This window comes from uncultured Bacteroides sp. (assembly GCF_905207245.1).
Lineage (GTDB): Bacteria > Bacteroidota > Bacteroidia > Bacteroidales > Bacteroidaceae > Bacteroides.
Window position 1 is genome coordinate 12374 of record NZ_CAJLKP010000063.1, and the last position, 23809, is coordinate 36182.

The following is a 23809-nucleotide window of genomic DNA, read 5'->3' on the forward strand; positions in this document are numbered from 1 at the left end:
AAATTCACTCTTAATTGATTAGAACTATTATAACGAAACTACCATCGATTTCCCTGAATACGTGACAGTTTTATCCGGCGTTGACTGATAAACTCCGATACCGGATTGTGGCGATACCATTATGACATTAAAGGTTATTTTCTTTTTCATTCCGGTGAATTTTCCCTTCCTGTCACTGATAGTCAAAGTTCTGTCCGTATCATTCCAATTTAAGTCAAATGTGCAGAACTGGCCCTTTTCATAATTATAGTTATTCCCTTCATCTTCATAAACAGAGTAAGTACTATTGGCACCCGGATAAATACGGATTTCCCATGGTTCTTCTCTGTCTTCAGAAGTAGATTGTTTCGTAGGGCCCAATGGTAATATAGAACCGGCTTTCACAAATAAAGGTATTTTCTCAAGGTCAACATCCACATCCACCATTTGTCCACCTTTATAAGATGCACCATTCCAGAAGTCTATCCAACCTGCCGGACATTCAGGAAGATACACTTTCATCCGGTTAATACCACCTTCCACAACCGGGGCGACTAAAACAGAAGGTCCGAACATAAACTGATATTTTTGCTCCAATGCACGGGAGTCTTCCGGAAAATCCATTACTAACGGACGCATTAAAGTAGAACCTTTAAAGGAAATCGCAGCATTTTGAGAATAAATATAGGGAAGAAGTCTGTAACGCAAATCTAAATAACGGGCAACAATGCGCTCAACTTTCTCTCCATATCTCCATGGTTCGGTATTACTCATGTAACCATGTACACGCATTAATGGAAAAAATGTTCCTGCCTGCAACCAACGGATAAACTGTTCATGATACCTCGTATTGGTATATTGATCGCCCGGACGGAAAAAACCACCGGCATCATACGTCCACCAAGGCAGACCTGTTGCCATTTGTCCCAGCCCTCCGGCTATTTGCCGACGCAGAGTTTCCCAGTCATGTCCCACGTCTCCCGACCATGTGGCCGCCGCATAACGCTGCATTCCGGAAAAGCCGCTACGGGTAAATATCATAGCCCTCCGGTCAGGATCATCTTTGCGCAAACCTTCATAAATCGTCTTACTGACATACATCGGATAAACATTCCGGTAAACCTCTCCCGGTGTCTGCCCGTTATTTATACGCCGGTTCTGGAGGTCGTCATTTTCAGGCTCGGTAGCATCCTGCCACCAAGCATCGATGCCATATTTCAATAGTCCGTTACGGAAGTTCTGCCAGTAAAAAGCCGCAGCATCAGCATTGAAGAAATCAATCCAGTCACTACCCGGAATATAATATCCGTTTTCTGTTGCCTGCTTTCCTATTTCAGACTGGGTATCTATTTTAGACCAGACGGAGATCATCAGGCGTATATCCATATCATGAAGCTCCTGAAGCATTTTCCCCGGATCAGGATACCTGTCTTCATCAAACCGCATCGCATTCCAACCATGTTTCCCCCAATATTGCCAATCTTGAACAATCATATCTATAGGTAACTTCCGTTGCCTGAACTCACGGGCATTCTCCAATAACTCCGCCTGAGTATTGTACCGTTCCCGGCAATGTATATATCCCAAACTCCATAAAGGCATCATGGGAGAAGGCCCGGTCAACTCGCGGTAACTGGCAATAACTTCATCTCCATTACCGGCGAAAACAGTATAATCCAATGTTTGGGCAACCGGTGAACGAAAAACAGTTTCTTCGGAAACAGGACGCCAATATAGTACAGGCTTATCATTACGCTCACCCTGCACCTCTATGGCATGCTTTCCGGCACTCAATTCCACTATTGCAGAAGTTGTAGGAGGCAGCCACAGATTATTGATATCAAACACCTTATCTCCATCGATAGCAAGATAGTACTTGCGTGCCATCCGTTGTCCGACATCCAACAACAAAGAATAACGCCCGGAATGAGGTACTTCCAATGAAGCTGTGAACGAGTATGTCTGCCGGGTTTCTCTTACATTCCCGCTCGTACCTGTAGTATTGACAGTAACGGCCTCACCGCTTGCACTCGCAGGAGTCAACTCAATTGATTCATCTGTCGGATTGAAATCCGTCAATCCATAGTTATTCCACAACAGTCCATAACCTTTGTTTGACAGAATAAAAGGTATGGAAATCTGTGTATTGACCTGTGTCAACCTCCTCGACAAGCCTCTGATATTGAGATAACCATCCTGAAATTGACCAGTACCGTATATATACTCATCTTTCGGAGATACAAAGTGTTGTTCCACCTGGAATGTAGCTTCTCCCTGAACAGAAGAAGCTGCCATAAAGCGCCCTCCGACTTTTTCCTGAAGAATGATACGCTTATTCGCATCTTTAAAAGTCAGCGCCTCCGTGCCTTTATCAAACTCCACAGAAATCCCTTCCAGAGATAAAGTCAGAGATTTATCATCTTCTGCAACTTCATACTCCGGAACGGGAGAGTTCTCCGTATAGATAAGTTCCTGCATAGGCACTGAACCTGATTGAGCGAACTGTACCCGAACAGCATTCCGATTTAGCGGTATCAATGAAAGTGTACCCTGTTCCAGTTCAAGAACTACATTTTTCTTTTCGCTCGAAACACATGCTGCATTTAGTAAAAATACGGAAAGAGACAGAGTCATCGCAATTAACCCAACCAGATTCCACTTCTTCCATACTGTTTTCATAGTATATAGTGCTGATTTATTTAGAGAACATCCAATAATCGAAATACATAAGGTTGGTAGACGGTCTTCCCTTCACCACAAAACATAGATCATGTACTCCGGTCACTTTCGAGATATCAATGGTCCGCAAATCCCAACGGTCACTGCCACCTGTCCGGGGTACTTTAATGGTTCCCACCAATTCTCCGTCCACACCACCCAGGCGCACCTCAAGCCGCACGGGGTCATTGTGTGTCGTACCGAGTCTGGCAGTGAACTTCGTTGCACCGTTTGTTCCAAAGTCCACGTCACGAACCCGGATATAACTACCATCCTTCATTGCCGTTACAAAGACCCCCACCTGATTGTTCTTGAAAGATTTAAAACCTTCGGAGAAAGCGATTGTTTCCGCTTCATTCTTTACATATGGATTCAAGGTAACAAGCCCCTTGGTGATTCCTTCCGTCATCTTCACCTCAGGAATTGAGCCGTCTTTGTTGAATTTAAGTTCTTCCACACATACCGAACGGTTGAAGCCACCACCACCGGGCAACTTTCCGTTATGATAAAAATAGTAAGTCTTGCCTCTGAAGTCGATGACTCCCGGATGGATTGTAAACGATCCTCCTCCGGCAGCCATTACCGTACCGCCATATTTCCACGGTCCTGTAGGGCTATCGCTGGTAGAATATCCGATATGTTCGGGTAGCGGACCTCCCGGCCAGAATAAGTAATATTTCTTATCCCGTTTATAAAGCCAGGGACCTTCCTCGTACAAAGTAGCTCTCTGAGAGTCACCCTCACGTTTACCAAACGATTCTGCTACCATAGGTACACGCACGATATCTCCACTGTAGGAAATCATATCCTCATTCAACTTCACATAATACAGATTCGGGTTTCCCCAATACATATAAGCTTGTCCATCGTCATCAATAAAAACCGTCGGGTCAATATCTCCCCATTCACTCTGAACCAATGGTTTCCCAAGCGGATCATAGAAGGGGCCGTAAGGACTATCGGCCACTGCCACTCCAATAGCTCCCCTGTTATTGATTCTCGAAATCACAGGCACATACATATAGAACTTTCCACCTCTTTCGATACATTGCGGAGCCCAAGCATCCCCTTTGGCCCAACTGAAGTCGGTATATGACAGAACAGCCCCATGATCGGTCCAGTTCACCATATCACTCGTGGTATACAATCGCCAGTCGTTCATCGTAAACCAGGTGGAATTATCCTCATCATGGGTAGTATAAAGATATACTTTATCGTTATATACCATCGGAGCCGGATCGGCCGTATAATTTGTCTGAATGATCGGGTTCTGTGCCAGTCCCGAAGTAGCCACCACCGTCAATAGCGATGAGAAGAATAAAGACTTCATTTTATCCATATTGCTTTTTTAGTTTGATTATTCTACAATTAATATTCCACCATTGCAAGGCATTGTCAATTGCAACTCCTGTTTCTTATTTACCTTTACTTGTTTTACATTTCCTTGCAATTCTTCATTATCACTGAATACACGTACCTGATTGCCAGGCATAAACATCGGCAAGGCAATCTTCAGCTTTACGGTCTCTTTCTGGGCATTAACCCCTGCAATATACCATTTATCTCCATGCCTGCGAGCCATAACTACGTATTTTCCGGGATAGCCATCAATAAAACGTACTTCATCCCATGTGGTAGGAACTTCTTTCATGAAGCCTATCGCCCATTCCGGAGCATCCGTCAGGTTATTCGGAGCCAAGGCAAAATGTTGCACCGGACTTTGAAACAATACTGCAGTAGCCAAAGCAAACACGTCAGAAGTCATACGCCGGCTTCCGCCCGGAGCATTATCCGAATTATAATATTTATTCAGTGCACTGCCGCCAAAGTCCATGCTACCCACCGTATTACGGATAAACGGATGCAGGCAGGCATTGAATGCCTCAGCGTCACAGCTTCCTTGGGAGAAATGCAGGTTTTCACTCGCCAATACTGCTTCACTCGACGCATAGTTAGGATACATACGTTCCCAGCCGCGAGGCAAAGTACATCCGTGGAAAATCACCAGCAACCCGTATTCATTGGCATCAGCAAGAATATCTTCATACAGTTGCATGGTAACTTGCTTATCACCACCAAAGAAGTCAACCTTTATGCCACGTATTCCAATGCTTTGCATCCATTTCATTTCTTTACGACGGGCTATCGCATTGTCCATAATGCCACGGGGTGATTGTGGAGCATCATTCCAGTATCCGTTAGAGTTATACCACAGATAGAGACCTACCCCTTTCTGCGCTCCATATTTAGCCAGCTGCTCAATCTTATCATATCCAATCTGCGTATCCCACAATGCATCTACCAATACAGACTGATAACCCATTGCCGCCGAGAAATCAATGTAACGCAACTGCTCTTCATACTTTGTGCTTCCATCCATACCGATAATCCAACTCCAGGAACCTCTGCTGTACTCATATTTTCCAGATGATTCATACAGTGGCTTTACAACATCAAAAGAAACCGTTGTTTCAACAATCGGAGCTAAAGTTTCGCCCAAAGTTATCGTCCGCCAGGGAGTTTCTCCCGGCAATGCAAGTCCGGGTGCAGTTGTACCATTTCCGTTCATTTCACCTTCTTGAGGAAATCCGATTGTATACAGACCATTTTCATGCCCCAATAAACGGCTTCCGCAATATTTACTGTCCACACCCGTTTCTGAAATAAGTATCCATCCCTTATCACCATTACGGAACAGGCAAGGGAAAGTATAACCTTCACCCCATCCATTTTTACCCATGGAATCATCTGCTTTATAAGGGGTCTCATAACTGGGCGAAGTACGGGCAAAGCCTCCCATAGGTTTACTTTGCGGACATAGGAAAGTTGTACTTCCTTCAGGAAGCACAAAGCCGGTCACCTCCTCTTTCACAACACAGGACAAAGTCGCCTTCTGAGGATACATTTTATATCTGAAAGCGACATCCCGATCACTTACGCGAAATATAACATCATAAATAACCTTATCTTGCTGACTAAACCGGTATACAGCTTCTGTTGCTACATAATGTACATGGCTCTGCTTTATATTAGGCAATGTATAGTTCTCGTCAATCTTGTTTGAACGGACATCCTGTTCCAAAGACATATCCCGGGAAAAATCACCGATATTAGTAATTAGTCCCAAAGGTGAAGAGTCAATGAAAGGAGTACCATCATAGGTGATGCTATATGAAGGTTGCCCATTTTTATCAGAAATGGTTACCAATATTTTCCCATCGGGACTTGTAATTTGTTTCTCTTCCGCTTTTATTGCACCGCAAATTAATAACGCTGCTATAACTAAAAAGTGTTTCATGAATATCAGGATATTATTTATTAATAGTTACTCTATCATTAGCTCTCTCATAGTCAAAGTAATCCACATCGACATAACCTCCCAACGACTTTGTTGCATAGTTGAAGATAGCAAACTTGCTTCCCATAAAGAGCCTTGTATAATCAAAGCGCATTTTGAAATCCGTTCCTATCTTTTTCCATTCCTTATTATCCAAGCTATAATAGAAAGTAGCAATATCGCGTTTCGGCATGAAGTCGCCTTCTATACGCAGATAAATGACGTCCTGATTAAAATCGACCTGCTCTTTTTCTTCTATATCCACACTGGCTATTGCCTTATTGGGAGTCCTATCAAAATTAACGACATTGGTAGACATAACCAGACGCTTTGCATCCCCTTCCTTCACCACTGACAAAAGCCCGGAATGTCCGTTGAATGCGCTGAATCCGGCTACATCCCCATCCTTCATATGAGAAACATCAAGCGAAATGGTAGCACTGCACTTCGGCCCTTCCATACGTTGCGTAATCGTATTCGGAGCTAAATACAGGTTATCAACCACCCGGCTGGTCTTCAATCGCAGATAACCCGGACGTTCCGTCAAAGACCACTTATCATCTACCGGATTATGATTCCATTGCCAGTAGAGTGAAAGTTTCTCATCGCTGAAGTCATCACTTCCAAGTATTCCTTTGGTATTTTCAGTCGGATATATCTCTTTTTCCATCGTCAAGGGTACATGACCGTTTTCATCTCCCAGCATCGGCCATCCGTCCACCCAACGGCAGGGCATCAGAGTAGGCACCCGGCCTATTCCTCCGCGGTCCTGAAAAATAACCCCATACCAGTCTCCTTCTTCCGAGTCAATAATACAACCTTGGCCTACTCCTCCGTAACCGTCAAAATCATGTTCCAGGATAACCTTTTTCTCATAAGGCCCTGTAATCTCGTCAGCACGGTAACACACTTCCCTGCGCACCCGACCGGGGATGCTCCAGTCCATGGAAATCATCAACAAATAGTACTTACCGTTATGCTTCACAACCTGACTTCCTTCCAGTAGCCCCTGTTCGTCAGCATCCCGCTCGAATATCTTCATACTGACTCCATCGGGCTTCACATCCGACAAGTCACTCTTCAACTCTTTCAGCTCACCGGTTCCATAGAATACATATACCCGTCCGTCATCATCAAAAAACAAAGAGGCATCATGGAAATGCTGCGTTCTCGACAATAGTTCCCACTTTCCGGCGGGGTCGTCCGCCGTGAATATATACGACCGGTAGGGTACATCGTTTGGTGAGAACAATACATAGAACTTACCGTTATGATAGCGTATGGACGATGCCCATTGTCCGCGCCCATAAACAGTTCCACCAATCAAATCATACTTTGAATTATCAGTCAACTTATCGAAGACATAACTCACAGTTTCCCAATTCACCAGATCTTTTGATCTCATAACAGGCCCGCCGGGCATCAGGTGCATGGTGGTACTTATCATATAGTAGTATTCTCCCGCACGTGTAATGGATATGTCCGGTATATCGGCATAAACCACCGGATTACGAAACGTTCCCTTCACCGGCATTTCCGAACCGGAACACCCCATTAGTAATGAAGCAACAGTCAGCCATGCCAACATCATCTTTTTCATGATACAGATATATATTTATTTACGATTTATTTCTAACGCGGTTTCCCGGCCATCTACTTGAATCTCCAATAGTCCATGTTGAACATCTCTCCGTCTCCTCCTCTAAAAACGAGGTACAGATTGTGAACTCCACCCACCTTTTCCACATCGGTAACAAAGGTTTTCCACGTATTCCAGCCACCGGTATTACTGATATTGCATACCCCCAGCAATGTACCGTTAAGGTCATCCAAGCGGATTTCAATCTTTCCTTTGGTTATCGTAGCTGCACGGACTTCAAATGTCTTTGCCCCTTTGCCGAAGTCAACCGCTTTCACTTGAAGGAAATCCCTGTTATGAATGGAAGTAACATACATCCCGCTTTCATCGTCCTTGGCGGTCTTGAGTCCCTGGCTCCAGGCCATTGTTTCCGCCTCAGTCCGTTTATAGGGATTCAGTGTGCCGACAGGTTCAACCCCAACACCGTCATCCCACCAAGGCAGTTCCTTGACTGTGCCATCGGGATTATACTCCAACTCGGCCACACATATGGAACGGCGTTCATGATGCTTGTCGGTAATCATGAAGTTCAACCGGTAGTTAAACCCGAACACATAAGATTTACCTTTATAATCAATGATGCCCGGATGGTTTCCGGAAGACTTTCTGTTAGGTTTCATTATATAACCCTTGAATTCCCAGGGACCTACCGGGCTGGGACCCATTGCATAACCGATACCTTCCGGACAGCATGTACTTGCATAAGCCATATAATAGTGCCCGTTCTTCTTATATGCCCAAGGACCCTCCTGAAAATGATAAGGGTCTTTCTGATTTTCTATCTTCCGGATTAATTTATCTTTCGTGATTTCCCCCGCACAGGATATCATATCTTCATTCAATTTCACATACCAAAGATTAGGATTTCCCCAATATAGATATGCCTGTCCATCATCGTCTATCAACACACTCGGGTCAATACTGTCATACTCGGCACCGATCAAAGGTTTTCCGAGAGGGTCGGTAAAAGGGCCAAAGGGATTATCAGCAACCAGCACACCGATGCCTCGTCCCTGCACGGGACAATACAAATAAAACTTTCCATTACGCTCGATGCACTGAGGAGCCCAGGCACCATTCTCAAATCCTCCCCAACCTGATACGGCAGGGTCAGCCCATTTAAAGTTATATAAGTTGGCTATGGTTCCATGATCCGTCCAGTTCACCATATCGGTGCTGGTGTAAAGCAACCATTCTTTCATGCGGAAGCCTGCCATTCCTTCAGGAGCATCATCTTCATCATGGGTAGTATAAAGGTATACTGTACCCTTGTGCACCATTGGCGCAGGATCGGCAGTAAATTTGGTCTGTATAATCGGAGTCTGGGCCTTCAGGCTCTCCTGAGGAGAAGCCATAAACAGCATAGCTGCCGTCAACCCGGGCAAAATAAGTTTCTTCATTGTTTCTGGTATTTAAAATCTATATTTCCAAATAGCACTAAAATTTCACACTCACTCTTTTCCCACTGTAGTCAACAACCTTCCGGCTTCCATCTTGAAGTACAACAGTAAACTTTCTGTTTTTCAACATTCCTTCGTATGTCCCCTTCCGTGCTCCAATGGTCAACTGGCGGGAAGCATTGTTCCATGTCATAGGGATTTCAGTATATGCTCCCAACTCATAATTATAGCTATCAAATTCATCCTCATACAGAACAAAAGAACCATCGGCACCGGCATATACTTTCAATTCAAGATTATCCCATGGTTTCTCTGTTGCATACTGCACTTTAGGTCCCATTGGGATGATACTACCTGCCTTGACATACAACGGAATGACATCAATAGTTGTCTCCTTCTCTATTTCCTGTCCGCCGTCATACTTTTCATTCGTCCAGAAATCATACCAGATAGCACCTTCCGGCAAATATACCTTTGCGGACTTAGCCTGCATAAAGTCTACCGGAGCTTTATTCTCAAATTTCTTAACATTATTCTTATCCCAGCCATCATTTTCTTTTAGTTTTACCAGCTTCTCCTGAGTGTATTGCGCATTAACTACCGGCGCTACCAGAATGGATTTACCGAACATGTATTGGTCTTTTATATCCCATACTTTCTTGTCAGCCGCAAAGTCCATCACCAACGCACGCATAAAACTCGACTGCCGTTCGGTCACTTCCCATGAAGTGGAATAGATATAGGGCAACAATGCATAGCGCAGATGAATCATTTTTTCAATAGCATCATATATCGGTTCACCTTTTTTCCCGAATTGATAAATCTCCCTCGGTGTATCAGCTCCATGTGAACGCATCATCGGTGTAAACGTACCGAATTGCAACCAACGCACATACAGTTCCTGATACATCGGATTCTTGGGTGCACTTCCGTCATTCCAGCCCCTATTATAGCTTCCGGCAAAAAAGCCACCAATATCCGAATTGAAATTAGGATTTCCGGTCAGAGTAAAATTCAAGCCTGCCGGAATCTGATTGCGCAGTGACTCCCAGGAAGAGCCGATATCTCCCGACCATACATTGGCTCCGTAACGCTGTTGCCCGGCAAAAACGGAACGTGTAAGAATAAACACACGTTTATCGGAAGTTACGGCACGCTGATTATCATACACTCCACCCACTGTCAACAACGGATAAGCATTACGCACCTTGCGGAACGAACCCAGATAAGTCTTCGTATCAAAGTCCTCTGGCTTCCAATCGAAGTGGTCGGGTTCCGTAGAATCCATCCACCAACCGTCCATGCCTAATTTGAAGATGCCTTCATTCAGGTATTTCCAATAAATATCACGGGCTTTCGGGTTATAGGCATCGTATACGCGTACTCCGGAAGGATATTCCATATTGGGCGGCCAAGTCTCGAGTCCTGATTGAGGCCATGTAGAGAAGTTAAACAACATGCCATTCTTGTCCAGTTCCCTGTAAGGCTTGGTCATCGGTCCAAATGAGGACCAGATAGAAATCAGCATATGCGCATTCATTCCATGTACATCATCAATCATCTTTTTAGGATCGCTGAACGAAGGGTTCTTAAAGTCCATCGCATTCCACAAATAGTTGTGTCCCCAGTATTGCCAATCCTGAATGATTCCGTCGAGAGGAACACCCAGTTCACGGTATTTCCGTACCACTCCCACCGTTTCTTCCTGACTTTTATAGCGTTCCTTGCTTTGGAAATAGCCGTAAGTCCACAAAGGAAACATGGGTACTTGTCCGGTCAATGCACGCATCTGCGCAACTACGCCGTCGGCATTTCCACCATACATAAAGTAATAGTCGATGCAATCTCCCACTTCGGACTGGAAAGAGGTTCCTTCCGGTTTATCAGCAAAATTGGTTGGCGAATAATTATCCCAAAAAAGGCCGTATCCTTTCACAGACTGTACGAATGGAACCACGTCCTCCACATTGCCCTGCACAAGATGCTTGGTCTGATTGCGTTGCGACATTTTCCCATTCTGAAGAATACCCAATCCATAAAGAGGTTCATCTTTGTCCAAAAGAAACGTCTGCTTAACTGTGAACGTTTTATTTCCGGCATCATTGAAATCGGTAAACTCCGGCTTTCCTTTCTCACTAAGCAAAGGTTCTCCTTTAGTATTGAAGAAAGCCACAATGCCCGACTCCAAATTAAGAGTAACCTCCATTTCACTACTTTTCAGTCTAACAGTATTACCTTCCCTGGTAATGGCAGGTTTCACTTTTTGAGGAGCCTCTATTACCGAGAGGCTCTCTTTCACATACTTCCAGCCATCAGGAGATTTCAGAATTCTTACAATTGACGGAGTGTAGAATTGTAACTCCACATCTACAGAATTAACGGTCGCCTTAAGTCCCTCGGGAGTCTGCTGATAATCTTGCCCTATAAGAGAAGTACAACAACACAGCGCCATTAATATCAATACACTTTTAATTGATTTCATGGTTACTTATTATATTTAATGATTAAAACATTCCATAACTTTATGTGATACAAAAATAGCTGTATGTCACTTGTATCCTTTTTAATTTTAGATATTTGAGTATCAACTTTAGATAAATAAACGACTATCAATCAGAATACTCCATTATATAACCGTAATAATAGGACTGATTGCCGTCAATTGTATATTCATCCAGCGTTCTTGCACCCCAAGTGTCAACCCCTCCCACACCATGGATATTCAAATCAATATTCACATTCAAATAATCACGCCCGGGTAATTCATAAGCATGTCTGTTCTTCTCCAAGTCTTCCTCACTATAAGGCCACACACGAAAACAGAGCGGTTGCAAACCTGCCACCTTTATCTTCCGGTTCTCCTTGTCATTCAGTGAGAACCACCGGACATCGCACCTGTTTGCATTATCCTGCGGAAAAGCATAGTCTGTGATAAAGTTATCAACATCCGCCGCATAACAACCGACAAAAGCAGCCGTTTTCCTATCCGGATAATTCTCAAATTCACCACGACCATACCATTTGATATAATTCATAGAAGAAGGCAAACGCATCCTCATTCCGAATTTAGGCATCAATGGGATTTTTTCTTTTTCCGGTTTATAGAAAGCTTCTACCTGTATTTTTCCACTTCCGTTTATGGTATAGCGCAACCGATAAGCAGCACCTACTGCAGGCAATGACATATTCGCTTCTACTATAGCCAGCCCGTTCTTTACAGAATAATCAATATGTTCAACCACACGTTCGGCAGCGGCATTTCTCCATGCTCCCAAGCGGTTGTTATACCCATTGTTCATCTGGTTGTCATTCGCCGGTTTCCAGAAATAAGGTTCCAAAGGAGCATAAAGAAGTTCCGTTCCACCATTCTTCCAACTTGCCAGAGCACCGGATTTCGCATCAATTACAAAGCAATCCGAACCAGCCATTACTTCAATAGCGGACAAAGACGCATTCACTTCAACATTTCCCCCCTCTGAGGCAATAGGTTCCGGCTTGCTTACATTCACCTGGAATTGCTCCTTACTAACAGTAAAACCTTTCTCAGCCCAGCATGTACCCTGTTTCAGTCTGGCAAACACATTCAGGAAAAGTTCACCCGCCCCTGCGAAAGAGGGAATATCCAAATATTCTCCGCCCACAATAGATGCTTTGCCCGACTTAACAAGCTCACCGTTCTGCAACCACGCATACTCATAATCGAACTCATCCAAAGCCGTGAACTCATATTTATTGATGAGACGCACCTTGTTAGGAGCTTCGAGTGAAAAACCGATATTCTGATATACTTTCTGAACCTGATAGTAGTGCGGATGAGGGACACGGTCAGCTCCAATCAAACCATTGAAACAGAAGTTCCCATTATTGGGGAAATCTCCGAAATCTCCTCCATAAGCCCAGAATTCACCTTTCTTCAATAACAAAGAACCCGAATTCTCCACTTCCCTTTCATATCCCGGATTTATTTTCTTTGCAATTCCCTGGTCAACCCAATCCCAAATAGCAGCACCTGCAATGTGAGCATTAGTCTCAATGACATCCCAATACTCCTGCAAATTACCTACTGAATTTCCCATGGCATGGGCATACTCACGCATAAAGATAGGTTTATCACGTTTTTCACGGGCATACTCTTTAAGCTTTCCGGGAGTATAGTAAGAGGGGTCGTTAAAAGCCGACACAGAAAGATCGGTATCACAGAAAATAATACGTGAAGCATCTATGGAGCGTATCGTATCTGCCATAGCTTTCATGTTGCAGCCGGCACCTCCTTCATTGCCCAAAGACCAGAAAACCACACAAGGATGGTTCTTGTCACGTCGCACCAGTGCAAGAGCCCTGTCCACATGTGCTGACATCCATTCCGGGTTATCACCAAGGATTTTATTGCCTAAACCATAATCGTGACTTTCCTGATTAGCCTCATCCATCACATAGAAACCATATCTGTCACACAGTTCATAAAACAACGGGCTGTTAGGGTAGTGTGAAGTACGGATCATATTGATGTTGGCTTGTTTCATCAGCTTCAAGTCCTTTTCCATGGTTTCCCTATCCACCAACCTACCGGTACGGGGATGATGCTCGTGCCGGTTCACTCCTTTCAGTTTAACGGGCTTACCATTAAACTTGAAAGTGTTCCCCTCAATTTCGCACTTCCATATTCCCCAATGTGAGTATAACTCTTCAACCACCTGCTTTCCGTCGTAAAGTCTTATCTCAATATCATATAAATTGGGTTTCTCTGCCGACCATAGCTCCGGATTTTCCAACACAAAGGATAAAGAATAACACTTGACGGATGAAGACGGCAAATTCTTTACGGGAGCGGTCAGCCTTTTCGTCACTTTCTCTCCCCGTCTGTTTTTGCCCTTCAATATCATTTCAAGATTCAACTTGCCGGATTTATGTTCCGATGAATTCCGCAGCCAGATTCTCGCCTTAAAGTCTGCCGACGAGAAGTCATCCGACAGCTCAGTGGCAAACGAATAGTCTTTTATATGAGTCTCAGGACGAACCCACAGCTCTACCGGACGATAAATTCCACTGAAACGCCACATATCCTGATCTTCTAGATAACTTCCGTCAGACCAACGGTAGACTTCCACTGCCAAACGGTTTTGCCCTTCATTCACATATCGGGTAACGTCAAACTCAGCCGGAGCCATGGAGTTTTCACTATATCCTACCTTTTCCCCGTTTACCCATACATACATGGCAGACTTCACCCCTTCGAAATGCAGGTACAACCGCTTACCTCTCATTTCTTCCGAAACATCAAACGTAGTCACATAAGAGCCTACCGGATTACGGTTTTCATAACTGAAGAAATGCTTCGGCGGTTCTCCCGTCACCCTTGGCTGATCTTTCTTAAAAGGATAAGTCCAGTTAGTATAGATAGGTTTCCCATACCCCTGCAATTGCCAGGTGCCGGGTACGGCGATATTGTCCCATCCGCTAACATCGAAATCCCTCTTATAGAAATCAGCCGGGCGCTTTTCCGGGTCAGCAGACCACATGAACTTCCATGTTCCATTCAATGATACAATCTCGTCACATCCAGCCTTCCCGGAAGGAAGCGTCAACGTGGCATGATACTCTTCTTTATTGATTCCTATCACATTCGGATTTTCCCAATCAGGCAATTGCTGAGCATGTGCCTGAAACGCAAGACATATAACAGGCAAAAGCCTCAAACATTTTGTTTTCATCATTTTATTATAGCTACAAAACCACCGCGAGGCAGGCATTTTATCTCCAAACCGATTTCTTCATCCGACAAGGGAATATTTTCTTCAATAGCAAAGCTCCTGTCATCAGTGCCGTCCTTGAACAAAGACACTTGCTTACCACTTACAGGAATAGCCGCCAGGGAGGCACGAAGTGTTCTCGGTTCATTAGTCCCATTAATACCTGCAATATACCATACATCCCCTCTGCGCCGTGCCATGACAACTTCTACTCCGGGATAACCGGCCAAAAGTTTCGTATCATCCCAGGCAGTGGGTAACTCAGACAGAAGATGTTTTACTGCTTCCGGCAAGTTATCATAAACCGAAGGCCTGTCGGGCATGTGCTGCAAAGCCGATTCGAAAATCACGGGTAACGCAAGTTCATGCCCGTGCGATGTGATATGCGGATGCTGTGAATCGGAAAAAGTTCCCGGAGTATAGTCCATCGACCCTACAACGTTTCTTGTGAAAGGCAACGTGGCATTATGTTCGGCCGCCCGGTTGGTCAGTATCGAATTATTATTATACCACTCAGCACCATACACCCCTTCCACCGACATCAGGTGGGGATATGTACGTTGCCAGCCGCGAGGGATGGTGGCACCATGGAAGTTAAGCATCAGCTTGTACTTCACCGCATCCTCCAGCAAATCCATATAATAGTTCATGGTGGAAACACTATCACCCGTGAAGAAGTCTACTTTGATACCGGCAACTCCCATGTCACTCAGCCATTTATATTCCTTCTCCCGGTCTTCTTTCTTATTCAGCCGGTATAAAGGGCCGGGACCAAGCCAGCTTGTACTCGAATTATACCATAGCAACGGTTTAATGCCCTGTTCCAAAGCATACTTCACAGCATCCTGAAGGTTGCCCCCATTTCCCATTTCATCCCACTCCCAGTCAATCAGGTCATAGGGCCACTTCATGCGGGTGGCCAGGTCGATGTATTCTTTCACTATCTGATAATCCTTGGAACCGTGATTGTGTGCCCAATATATCCACGACACCATTCCGGGGTTTATCCATTCCGTATCCTCCACCTTGGAAGGGTCGGAGACATCGGTCACCAATGTGGACTCCACTACATCGGACAAGTCTCCTATGATAAGCAGCCGCCAAGGAGATTCCCACAGGCTATCGCCAATCGACTGTTTATCAGCCAGGCGCACCTGATAGCTATCGCAATGCCCCCCATTATACAAAAGAGAGCCGCAATGCCCGCGCCTGATATTTGCTTCTGTTATCAACACAAACACTGAATCCTGTGGTTCTACAAGTGCCGGATATCCCCAGAGGTTAACCTCCGGACGATTGGTGAGTTTTCCATCTGTCGATAAGGGAAAGAATTTTTCGTAGCCTGGATCGTACTGCTGCATCCATCTTCTGGCACCTTTCGGAACAGTATATGTGGTATGTTCATAAATGACGTTTTCTTCATCGACAGCAGCATTTATTCCGTATTTAAAGGCAATGCCGTCATCATACACCCTAAATGTAACTTCCAATGTCTGTCCCGCTTCATTCTCAAAAGAATAGATTCGCTCGGAAGCTTCGTTCACACAATGGCTGCGTTTTCCTGTTATCATCCTGTAGTCATCAATCACACGCTTCACTGCAGAAACGGATTTCAATTTCAGGTTTCCGGCCAACTCCTGTGTATCGGTTTCCAACCCCAATGTTGACTGGGAAAGAATACGCCCTCCTTTATAGTCCACTGAAAAAGCGGCCTCGCCAAAAGCATTTTCTTCGGCGGGTTCCATTGTGACCTTCAGGTCCCCGTCAGGAGAAACAATGTCAAGTGTTTCCGTATAACACGAGCTAATCATAACGGCAACCAGCATCATCCATGTTTTCCTTAGTAGATTCATAATTTCTCTCTTTTATCATTCAGATATTATACACAGCAAAGATAGGCGAATATCCTCCAATGGATTTGCAATTTTAGATAATCCATTTTCAATTTCAGATAATAATAACCTTCTGGCATACCCTATGCATCTATCCCCCTTTCCTATCGAATCTGTTCCTGAAGCTTCTGGAACACAATCATAAAGCTTTCCAAGCGTGTTCCGGAAGCTTTATGAACGCGTTCATAAAGCTTTATGAATAAACAGCTCAAATACAACTGATTATAGGTAGAAGCCGGATAACCCGATGTAACATCCCTAAACAACATTTTAACAATGATGTAACAACAGAAAACAAACGTGTAACATAACTATTGGGCGGGTAAAAGGGAATGGGGTACATTTGTAATATAAAAATTAATATCATGAAACACATAGCAATTCTCTTAGTTTGCGCATTGGCGTACTCTTTAGGAACATGGGCGCAAGGCCCTATCCCCCATTCCCGGACTGGTTTCGATGTTGAAAAAGCAGGAATAGCCAAAGGGAAGGTAGACACAGTGAGTTACGACTCGAAAACTGTAGGTACAAAACGGAAAGCACTGGTTTACACACCGCCCGGCTTCACCAAGAAGACAAAATATCCTGTTCTTTATCTGTTGCACGGCATCGGCGGCGACGAACTGGAATGGTTGAAGAACGGCAATCCTCAGGTTATTCTGGATAATCTGTATGCCGAGGGCAAGTTGGAACCCATGATTGTGGTATTTCCCAATGGCAGAGCCATAAAGGATGACCGCGCCACGGGCAACATCATGGCACCCGACAAAGTAGAAGGCTTCGCCATCTTCGAGAAAGACTTGCTGAACGACCTGATTCCTTTCATCGAAAAGAAATACCCCGTCATCAAGAATCGTGAAAGTCGCGCCATCGCAGGCTTGTCAATGGGCGGCGGACAGTCCCTGAACTTCGGACTGGGAAATTTGGATAAGTTTGCCTGGGTGGGAGGTTTCTCATCCGCACCCAACACAAAGACGCCCGAAACGCTTGTGCCGAACCCTGAAACAGCCAGGCAGCAACTAAAGCTATTGTGGATATCATGTGGCGACAACGACGGTCTGATGTCTTTCAGCGAACGCACCCATCTTTATCTGCAACAGCACAAGGTGCCCCATATCTTTTATGTAGAACCGGGCGGGCACGACTTTAATGTATGGAAGAATGACCTATATCTGTTCTCCCAACTGCTCTTCAAACCGGTAAACACCTCAAGCTTCGACCAATACGGCATTCACGGCATGCGTGCGGAGACCAATGTACGCAACTCCAAGTACCCGCAACTGACGGCAGACCATCGTGCCATATTCCGCATACAAGCACCGGAAGCACAAAAGGTTCAGTTGGACCTGGGACGGAAATATGACATGACCAGACAGGAAAACGGCATCTGGCAAACGGTTACAGACTCTTTGGGAGAAGGTTTCCACTACTATTCGCTCCTGATAGACGGTGTGGCAGTGGCCGACCCCGGTAGCGAAACCTTCTATGGCATGGGGCGCATGGCAAGCGGCATCGAAGTGCCTTTTGAAGGCGGAGAATACTATGCGCTGAAAGACGTGCCGCATGGCGACATCCGCATGAAGCGCTATTATTCGGAAGTAAGCCGCTCGTGGAGACGCTTCTTCGTATATACTCCGGCAGGATACGACACCCGTACGGACGAGAAATATCCCGTTCTGTACCTCCTGCACGGCGGTGGGGAAGACGAACGCGGCTGGGCTACACAAGGAAAGACCGACCTGATTATGGACAACCTGATTGCAGCAGGAAAAGCCAAACCTATGTTAGTGGTAATGCTCGATGGCAATATGGCCTCAGCCGGATTTAACAGCGGTGCGCTCAAAGCCTTCGAAGCCGAACTGACGCAGGCCGTCATCCCATTTGTAGAAAAGAACTACCGCGTCAGAAAAGAAGCGGACAGCCGGGCGCTTGCAGGATTGTCGATGGGAGGCATCCAGACGCTTTATGCCGGACTGTATCACACAGACTTATTCTCGCATCTCGGCGTGTTCAGCTCCGGCTGGCTACCTTTCTACCAGAAAACCGCCGATGCACAATACGAATTCATCAGCAAAAACAAAACCGGCATCGACACCCAACTAAGATTACTCTGGATTGCCATGGGAGGCAAAGAAGACATTGCATACCAGAACTGCCAGAACATGCTCAAAGAATTTGATGGACTGAAACTGAAATACACATACTCCGAATATCCGGGCGGACACACTTGGCCGGTATGGAGAAACAACCTCTATAGTTTCGCACAATTACTATTCAACCAATAACAGTACCCCTAAAGAAACATAATATTTACGTATATAAAGATTAATTTGATTATGAAGAAGAAGCAAGTAGTTTTATTATTATTCGCAGTTATTGCCATGTTTGCAATGCCCAAAGTGACGGCAGGTAATGGCAAGCAAAACACATCCAAGTTTGTTTATCATGGAGCGGGTAACCCGTACCTGCCGTTATGGGAGCATCTGCCGGACGGAGAACCCCGTGTTTTTGAAGACCCCGACAATCCGGGAAAGTTCCGCGCTTACATCATCGGTTCGCACGATGTCCGCTTCGGCAGTTATTGCGGGCCGGACATCAGGATGTGGTCGGCACCTGTGGAAGATTTATCAAGCTGGCGTGACGAAGGCCCCATCTTCACCTATCAGGTAGGAGGACAATGGGATGTGATGTACGCTCCTGACCTTGTTGAAGTGAAAAGAAAGGACGGCACAAAAGAATATTATCTGTTCCCGCACAGCCGCGGCAGAGACAGAGAAGCAATGGTGGCTAAAGGAAGCCGTCCCGACGGACCTTTTACACCCATCAACCTGACTGCCGACGGCACGAAAACCCTTCCCGGCAGTATTCTGGGATTCGACCCGTCTATATATATCGAATATATCACAGACCCGAACGACCCGGATTATGAAATCGGATTCAGAGCCTATGGATACTGGGGATTCCAACGTTCATTAGCCGCTCAGCTGGATCAGAACACCATGTATTCCGTACGCCCCGGCACAGAGGTGATTCCTTATTTCATGCCAGCAGGCATCCGCAGAGGCAACAACCGCGGTCCGAAGAATATTTCCTATCCGCATATCTTTCCCGGAGAAGATCTCGAATCATTCAATTTCTTTGAAGCTTCGTCCATACGTAAGATCGGAAATAAATATGTGACTATCTACAGCGGACATTCAGGTCCCGACTATGGATTGGGTAGCTCCAACTCCACTTTGCGTTACGCTTATGGTGATTCCCCGCTTGGCCCATGGAAGAGCGGCGGCGTCCTGGTCGACTCGCGTGCACCGGTATTGAACCAGGACGGTTCACGACTGCAAACAACTAATGCAGGACACAATACGCATGGAAGTATAGAACTCATCAACGGTCAATGGTACGTATTCTATCACCGCCCGCCCCGTGGCTTCGGAAACGCGCGCCAGTCAATGGTAGCTCCGATTCATGTGGAATGGGATAAGAAACCGGCATCGGAAGGCGGTAAAGTTTCCATCAGAGCTTACGACCCGTATGCAAAAGATAAAATCTGGACAGCCAAGGACAGCCAGGGGAATGAATACAAAGGAGCGGAAGTAACCTCGGAAGGATTCCACATATTTGGTCTTGATCCTTATCAGTATTATTCCGCAGGATTCGCATGTTATCTCTCCGACGGACGTATCCAACAGGATTCATGGGACATCTGGGATAACCACGCTCCTATCACAAACGTGAAGAACGGCCATATAATGGGATATAAGTACTTCGGTTTCGGCGGATTGAACAAAGACAAACTGGGTTTGAAAGCTTTCGAAGGAACCAAAAAGGGAAACAAAACAGCCTTCAATCTCTTCCTTGCACCGAAAACATCAAAGACGTTTAAAGTGAACGTTTGGTTAGACGGTCCGTGGGACAACGAAACCTGGAAAGGAACGAAGATAGGTGAGATAGTTGTTCCCGCCAACTCGGCACAGGAAACAACACAGTTTACAATCGACGTATCGAAGTTTGTTGACCATCTGGACAAGAAACATGCAATTTACCTCGTTGCTGAAAGCCAGGAGACCGGCGATCTCTTTGATTTAGCCGGATTGGGATTCAGCTCCAACAAAAAGAAAATCGTTCGTCCGGTTGTTCCCAAAGTAAATATCGAAGTAAACGGGAAAGCAATTGAAGTACCGGAAACTCCTGTGCGCTCTACCGAAAGTAATGGTATCACCGGCTATGACATCTATGAGGCTGTCTACAAACTTCCCGCCGGAACAACCGAAATACCTACTGTGTCGGCATCAGCGACCGATAAGAATGTGAAAGTAGAGATTATTCAGGCAACATCGGTTTCCGGAACTGCTATTGTGAAATTCGACTATAAAGGGGTAGTTAAAACATATAAGATTGTGTTTAGTCCTCTTGCATAAGAATATAAACAGCAATCAGAATATAGTCAAATAGAACCGATTTGTGAAATGAAATCCGCAATACTTTCTATTTGACTATACAAACAAAATGTAATCATGAAAAAAACATTTATCATTCTATTACTGGCATGTGCTGCTACAGGAATAAATGCACAAGATAAATTGTATTCCAACGAGTTTCCGCTCTCGCAAATAACACTCCTCGAAGGACCGTTGAAACATGCCCGTGACCTAAATATCGAGACATTGCTCAAGTACGACTGCGACCGTTTGATGGCTCCCTATCGAAAAGAGGCGGGGTTGACGCCCAAAGCAAAATGTTATCCCAACTGGGACGGACTGGACGGACATGTGGGAGGGCATTACCTCACAGCTATGGCCATCAATGCAGCCACCGGCAATGAAGAATGCCGCAAACGTATGGAGTACATTATCAGTGAAATTGCCGAATGTGCCGAAGCCAATTGCAAGAATCATCCCCAATGGGGTGTTGGCTACATGGGTGGAATGCCTAACAGCCAGAATATCTGGAACAACTTTAAAGACGGAGACTTCCGCGTATACAGCGGATCGTGGGCACCGTTCTACAACCTGCACAAGATGTATGCCGGCTTGCGCGACGCATGGCTATATTGCGGCAACGAGCAGGCAAAGACTCTTTTTCTGCAATTCTGCAATTGGGCGGTCGACATCACATCGCGCCTATCGGACGAACAGATGGAACGGATGCTTGGCAATGAACATGGCGGCATGAACGAGGTGCTTGCTGATGCGTATGCCATTACTCACGAACAGAAATACCTTGACTGCGCAAAGCGTTTCTCTCACAAACGGTTATTTACTCCTATGTCGCAGCGGCAGGACTGTCTCGACAATATGCACGCCAATACACAGGTACCCAAAGTTATCGGCTTTGAGCGTATCTCCGAACTGTCGGGAAATGAGGATTATCATGCGGCAAGTTCATTCTTCTGGGATATCGTAACAGGCGAACGCAGCCTTGCATTTGGCGGAAACAGCCGTCGTGAACATTTTCCTGCCAGAGATGCTTGCATGGATTTTATCAACGACATTGACGGTCCTGAGAGTTGCAACACCAACAATATGTTGAAACTTACAGAAGACCTTCATCGCCGTAATCCTGAAGCGCGGTATGCCGACTACTACGAGCTCGCCACGTTCAACCATATACTCTCCACTCAGCATCCGGAACATGGAGGCTACGTCTATTTCACGCCTGCCCGTCCCCGCCACTATCGCAACTACTCTGCTCCTAATGAAGCAATGTGGTGTTGTGTCGGCACCGGCATGGAAAATCATGGCAAGTACGGACAGTTTATCTACACCCATGCGGGCGATGCCCTTTTCGTGAATCTATATACGGCTTCGCAGCTCGATTGGAAGGAACGTGGCATCACGTTACGTCAGGAGACGGCTTTCCCTTATTCTGAAAACAGTACTGTTACTATTGCGGAAGGCAAAGGCACATTCAATCTCATGGTGCGCTATCCGGGATGGGTACATCCGGGCGAATTCAAGGTTAGTGTAAACGGAAAACCTGTCGACATCATTACAGGCCCGTCATCCTACGTCAGCATCAATCGCAAGTGGAAAAAAGGCGATGTGGTGAATATCCATTTCCCAATGCACTCATCCCTGCGCTATCTACCCAACGAACCGCAGTACGTTGCTCTCATGCATGGACCTATCCTTCTCGGTATGAAAACCGGTACAGAGTCGATGGCTTCACTCATAGCGGATGATAGCCGCTTCGGGCAGTATGCAGGTGGTCCCAAACAGCCTATTGATAAAGCTCCAATTCTCATCAACAATGACATTGCCAGTATCCCGTCACAGCTCACTCCTGTGCCTGGTAAACCGCTACACTTCACACTCAGTACCCGCATGGAGAACAAGATTGAAGGAGAATTACAACCATTCTTCGAAATTCATGACTCTCGCTATATGATGTATTGGCTTGCCCTCACCGAAGGCAGTTACAAGCAGTACATCGATAACATTGCCAAGCAGGAACAGGAACGCCAGGCACTCGAAGCAAGCACTGTCGACAAAGTGCAGCCAGGCGAACAGCAACCGGAGACCGACCACAAGATGGAGACCGACGAATCATACACCGGTAATACAAATAATGTCTTCTACCGAGACGCCCGCAACGGACATTATTTTAGCTATCTCATGCAAACCGATGGTCTGACTGACCTCAAGCTACGCCTCAAGTATTGGGGAGTGGGCGAATGGAAAAGCCATGAGTTCGATATTTATATTGACGATGTATTTCTCCGTTCCATCAATAACACCGGCAAATACCGCATATCGGAGTTCAAAGCAGAAACCTATGACATTCCGGATACTCTTTTGCAGGATAAGAAACAAGTACGCGTCAAGTTTGTGGCAAAACCAAACAAGCAAATAGGTGAGATATATGAAGTAAGACTCATTAAACAGTAGCAAGATGGCTACTGTTCAATAAACAAGGGGTTGACTAAAAAGCTCCCCCTCGAAAAAAAGTTCTCTCTATCCACTGATATGAGAGAACTTTTATGTATATTTAGGCTACCAAACGCATAAAATATACTTAGTCAAAGATATGCAAAAAGTTCAATTTAAACAATATAATGAGGGTGAAATTTTATTATTCCCCGACCGTTTAGACTT

At 45.4% G+C, this 23809-nt stretch carries 11 protein-coding genes; 3 read left to right on the forward strand and 8 right to left on the reverse strand.

Annotated features, from left to right (window positions below; all coding sequences use genetic code 11):
* Positions 1-27: 27 nt before the first annotated feature.
* From QZ135_RS17455 to QZ135_RS17490, 8 genes are all read right to left on the reverse strand, one after another.
* Entirely contained in the window at positions 28-2613 is a 2586-nt protein-coding gene (locus QZ135_RS17455; protein ID WP_294612133.1) for a TIM-barrel domain-containing protein, read from the reverse strand.
* 61 nt (positions 2614-2674) lie between these two features.
* On the reverse strand, positions 2675-4036 hold the full coding sequence (locus QZ135_RS17460; protein WP_294612115.1) for a glycoside hydrolase family 43 protein: 1362 nt from the start codon (positions 4034-4036) through the stop codon (positions 2675-2677).
* A gap of 18 nt (positions 4037-4054) precedes the next feature.
* Positions 4055-5995, reverse strand: coding sequence for a glycoside hydrolase family 97 protein (locus tag QZ135_RS17465; protein ID WP_294612117.1), 1941 nt, complete (start codon positions 5993-5995; stop codon positions 4055-4057).
* Positions 5996-6008: 13 nt separating this feature from the next.
* Positions 6009-7634 carry a glycoside hydrolase 43 family protein gene (locus tag QZ135_RS17470; RefSeq protein ID WP_294612119.1) on the reverse strand — a complete coding sequence of 542 codons (1626 nt, stop codon included), beginning with the start codon at positions 7632-7634 and terminating at the stop codon, positions 6009-6011.
* Between the two features lie 53 nt (positions 7635-7687).
* A complete protein-coding gene (locus QZ135_RS17475; protein WP_294612121.1) occupies positions 7688-9073 on the reverse strand; it encodes a glycoside hydrolase family 43 protein in 1386 nt (461 codons plus the stop codon).
* 37 nt (positions 9074-9110) lie between these two features.
* Complete coding sequence (locus QZ135_RS17480; RefSeq protein ID WP_294612136.1) at positions 9111-11525, reverse strand: TIM-barrel domain-containing protein; 2415 nt, start codon at positions 11523-11525, stop codon at positions 9111-9113.
* A gap of 157 nt (positions 11526-11682) precedes the next feature.
* Positions 11683-14787: a glycoside hydrolase family 2 TIM barrel-domain containing protein gene (locus QZ135_RS17485; RefSeq protein WP_294612123.1), complete on the reverse strand. Its 3105-nt coding sequence runs from the start codon at positions 14785-14787 to the stop codon at positions 11683-11685.
* Complete coding sequence (locus tag QZ135_RS17490) at positions 14784-16676, reverse strand: glycoside hydrolase family 97 protein (RefSeq protein WP_294612125.1); 1893 nt, start codon at positions 16674-16676, stop codon at positions 14784-14786. The genes QZ135_RS17485 and QZ135_RS17490 overlap by 4 nt, the downstream gene beginning before the upstream one ends.
* A 404-nt stretch (positions 16677-17080) precedes the next feature.
* Here QZ135_RS17490 and QZ135_RS17495 point away from each other — a divergent pair, with 404 nt between their 5' ends.
* The 3 genes from QZ135_RS17495 (at position 17081) to QZ135_RS17505 (ending at position 23602) form a co-directional block, all read left to right on the forward strand.
* Positions 17081-19000 carry an alpha/beta hydrolase-fold protein gene (locus QZ135_RS17495; protein ID WP_294612127.1) on the forward strand — a complete coding sequence of 640 codons (1920 nt, stop codon included), beginning with the start codon at positions 17081-17083 and terminating at the stop codon, positions 18998-19000.
* A gap of 51 nt (positions 19001-19051) precedes the next feature.
* The gene (locus QZ135_RS17500) at positions 19052-21133 is read left to right on the forward strand and encodes a hypothetical protein (RefSeq protein WP_294612129.1); all 2082 of its coding nucleotides are present in this window, start codon (positions 19052-19054) and stop codon (positions 21131-21133) included.
* Positions 21134-21229: 96 nt separating this feature from the next.
* Positions 21230-23602, forward strand: coding sequence for a glycoside hydrolase family 127 protein (locus QZ135_RS17505; RefSeq protein WP_294612131.1), 2373 nt, complete (start codon positions 21230-21232; stop codon positions 23600-23602).
* The last annotated feature ends 207 nt before the right edge of the window (positions 23603-23809 follow it).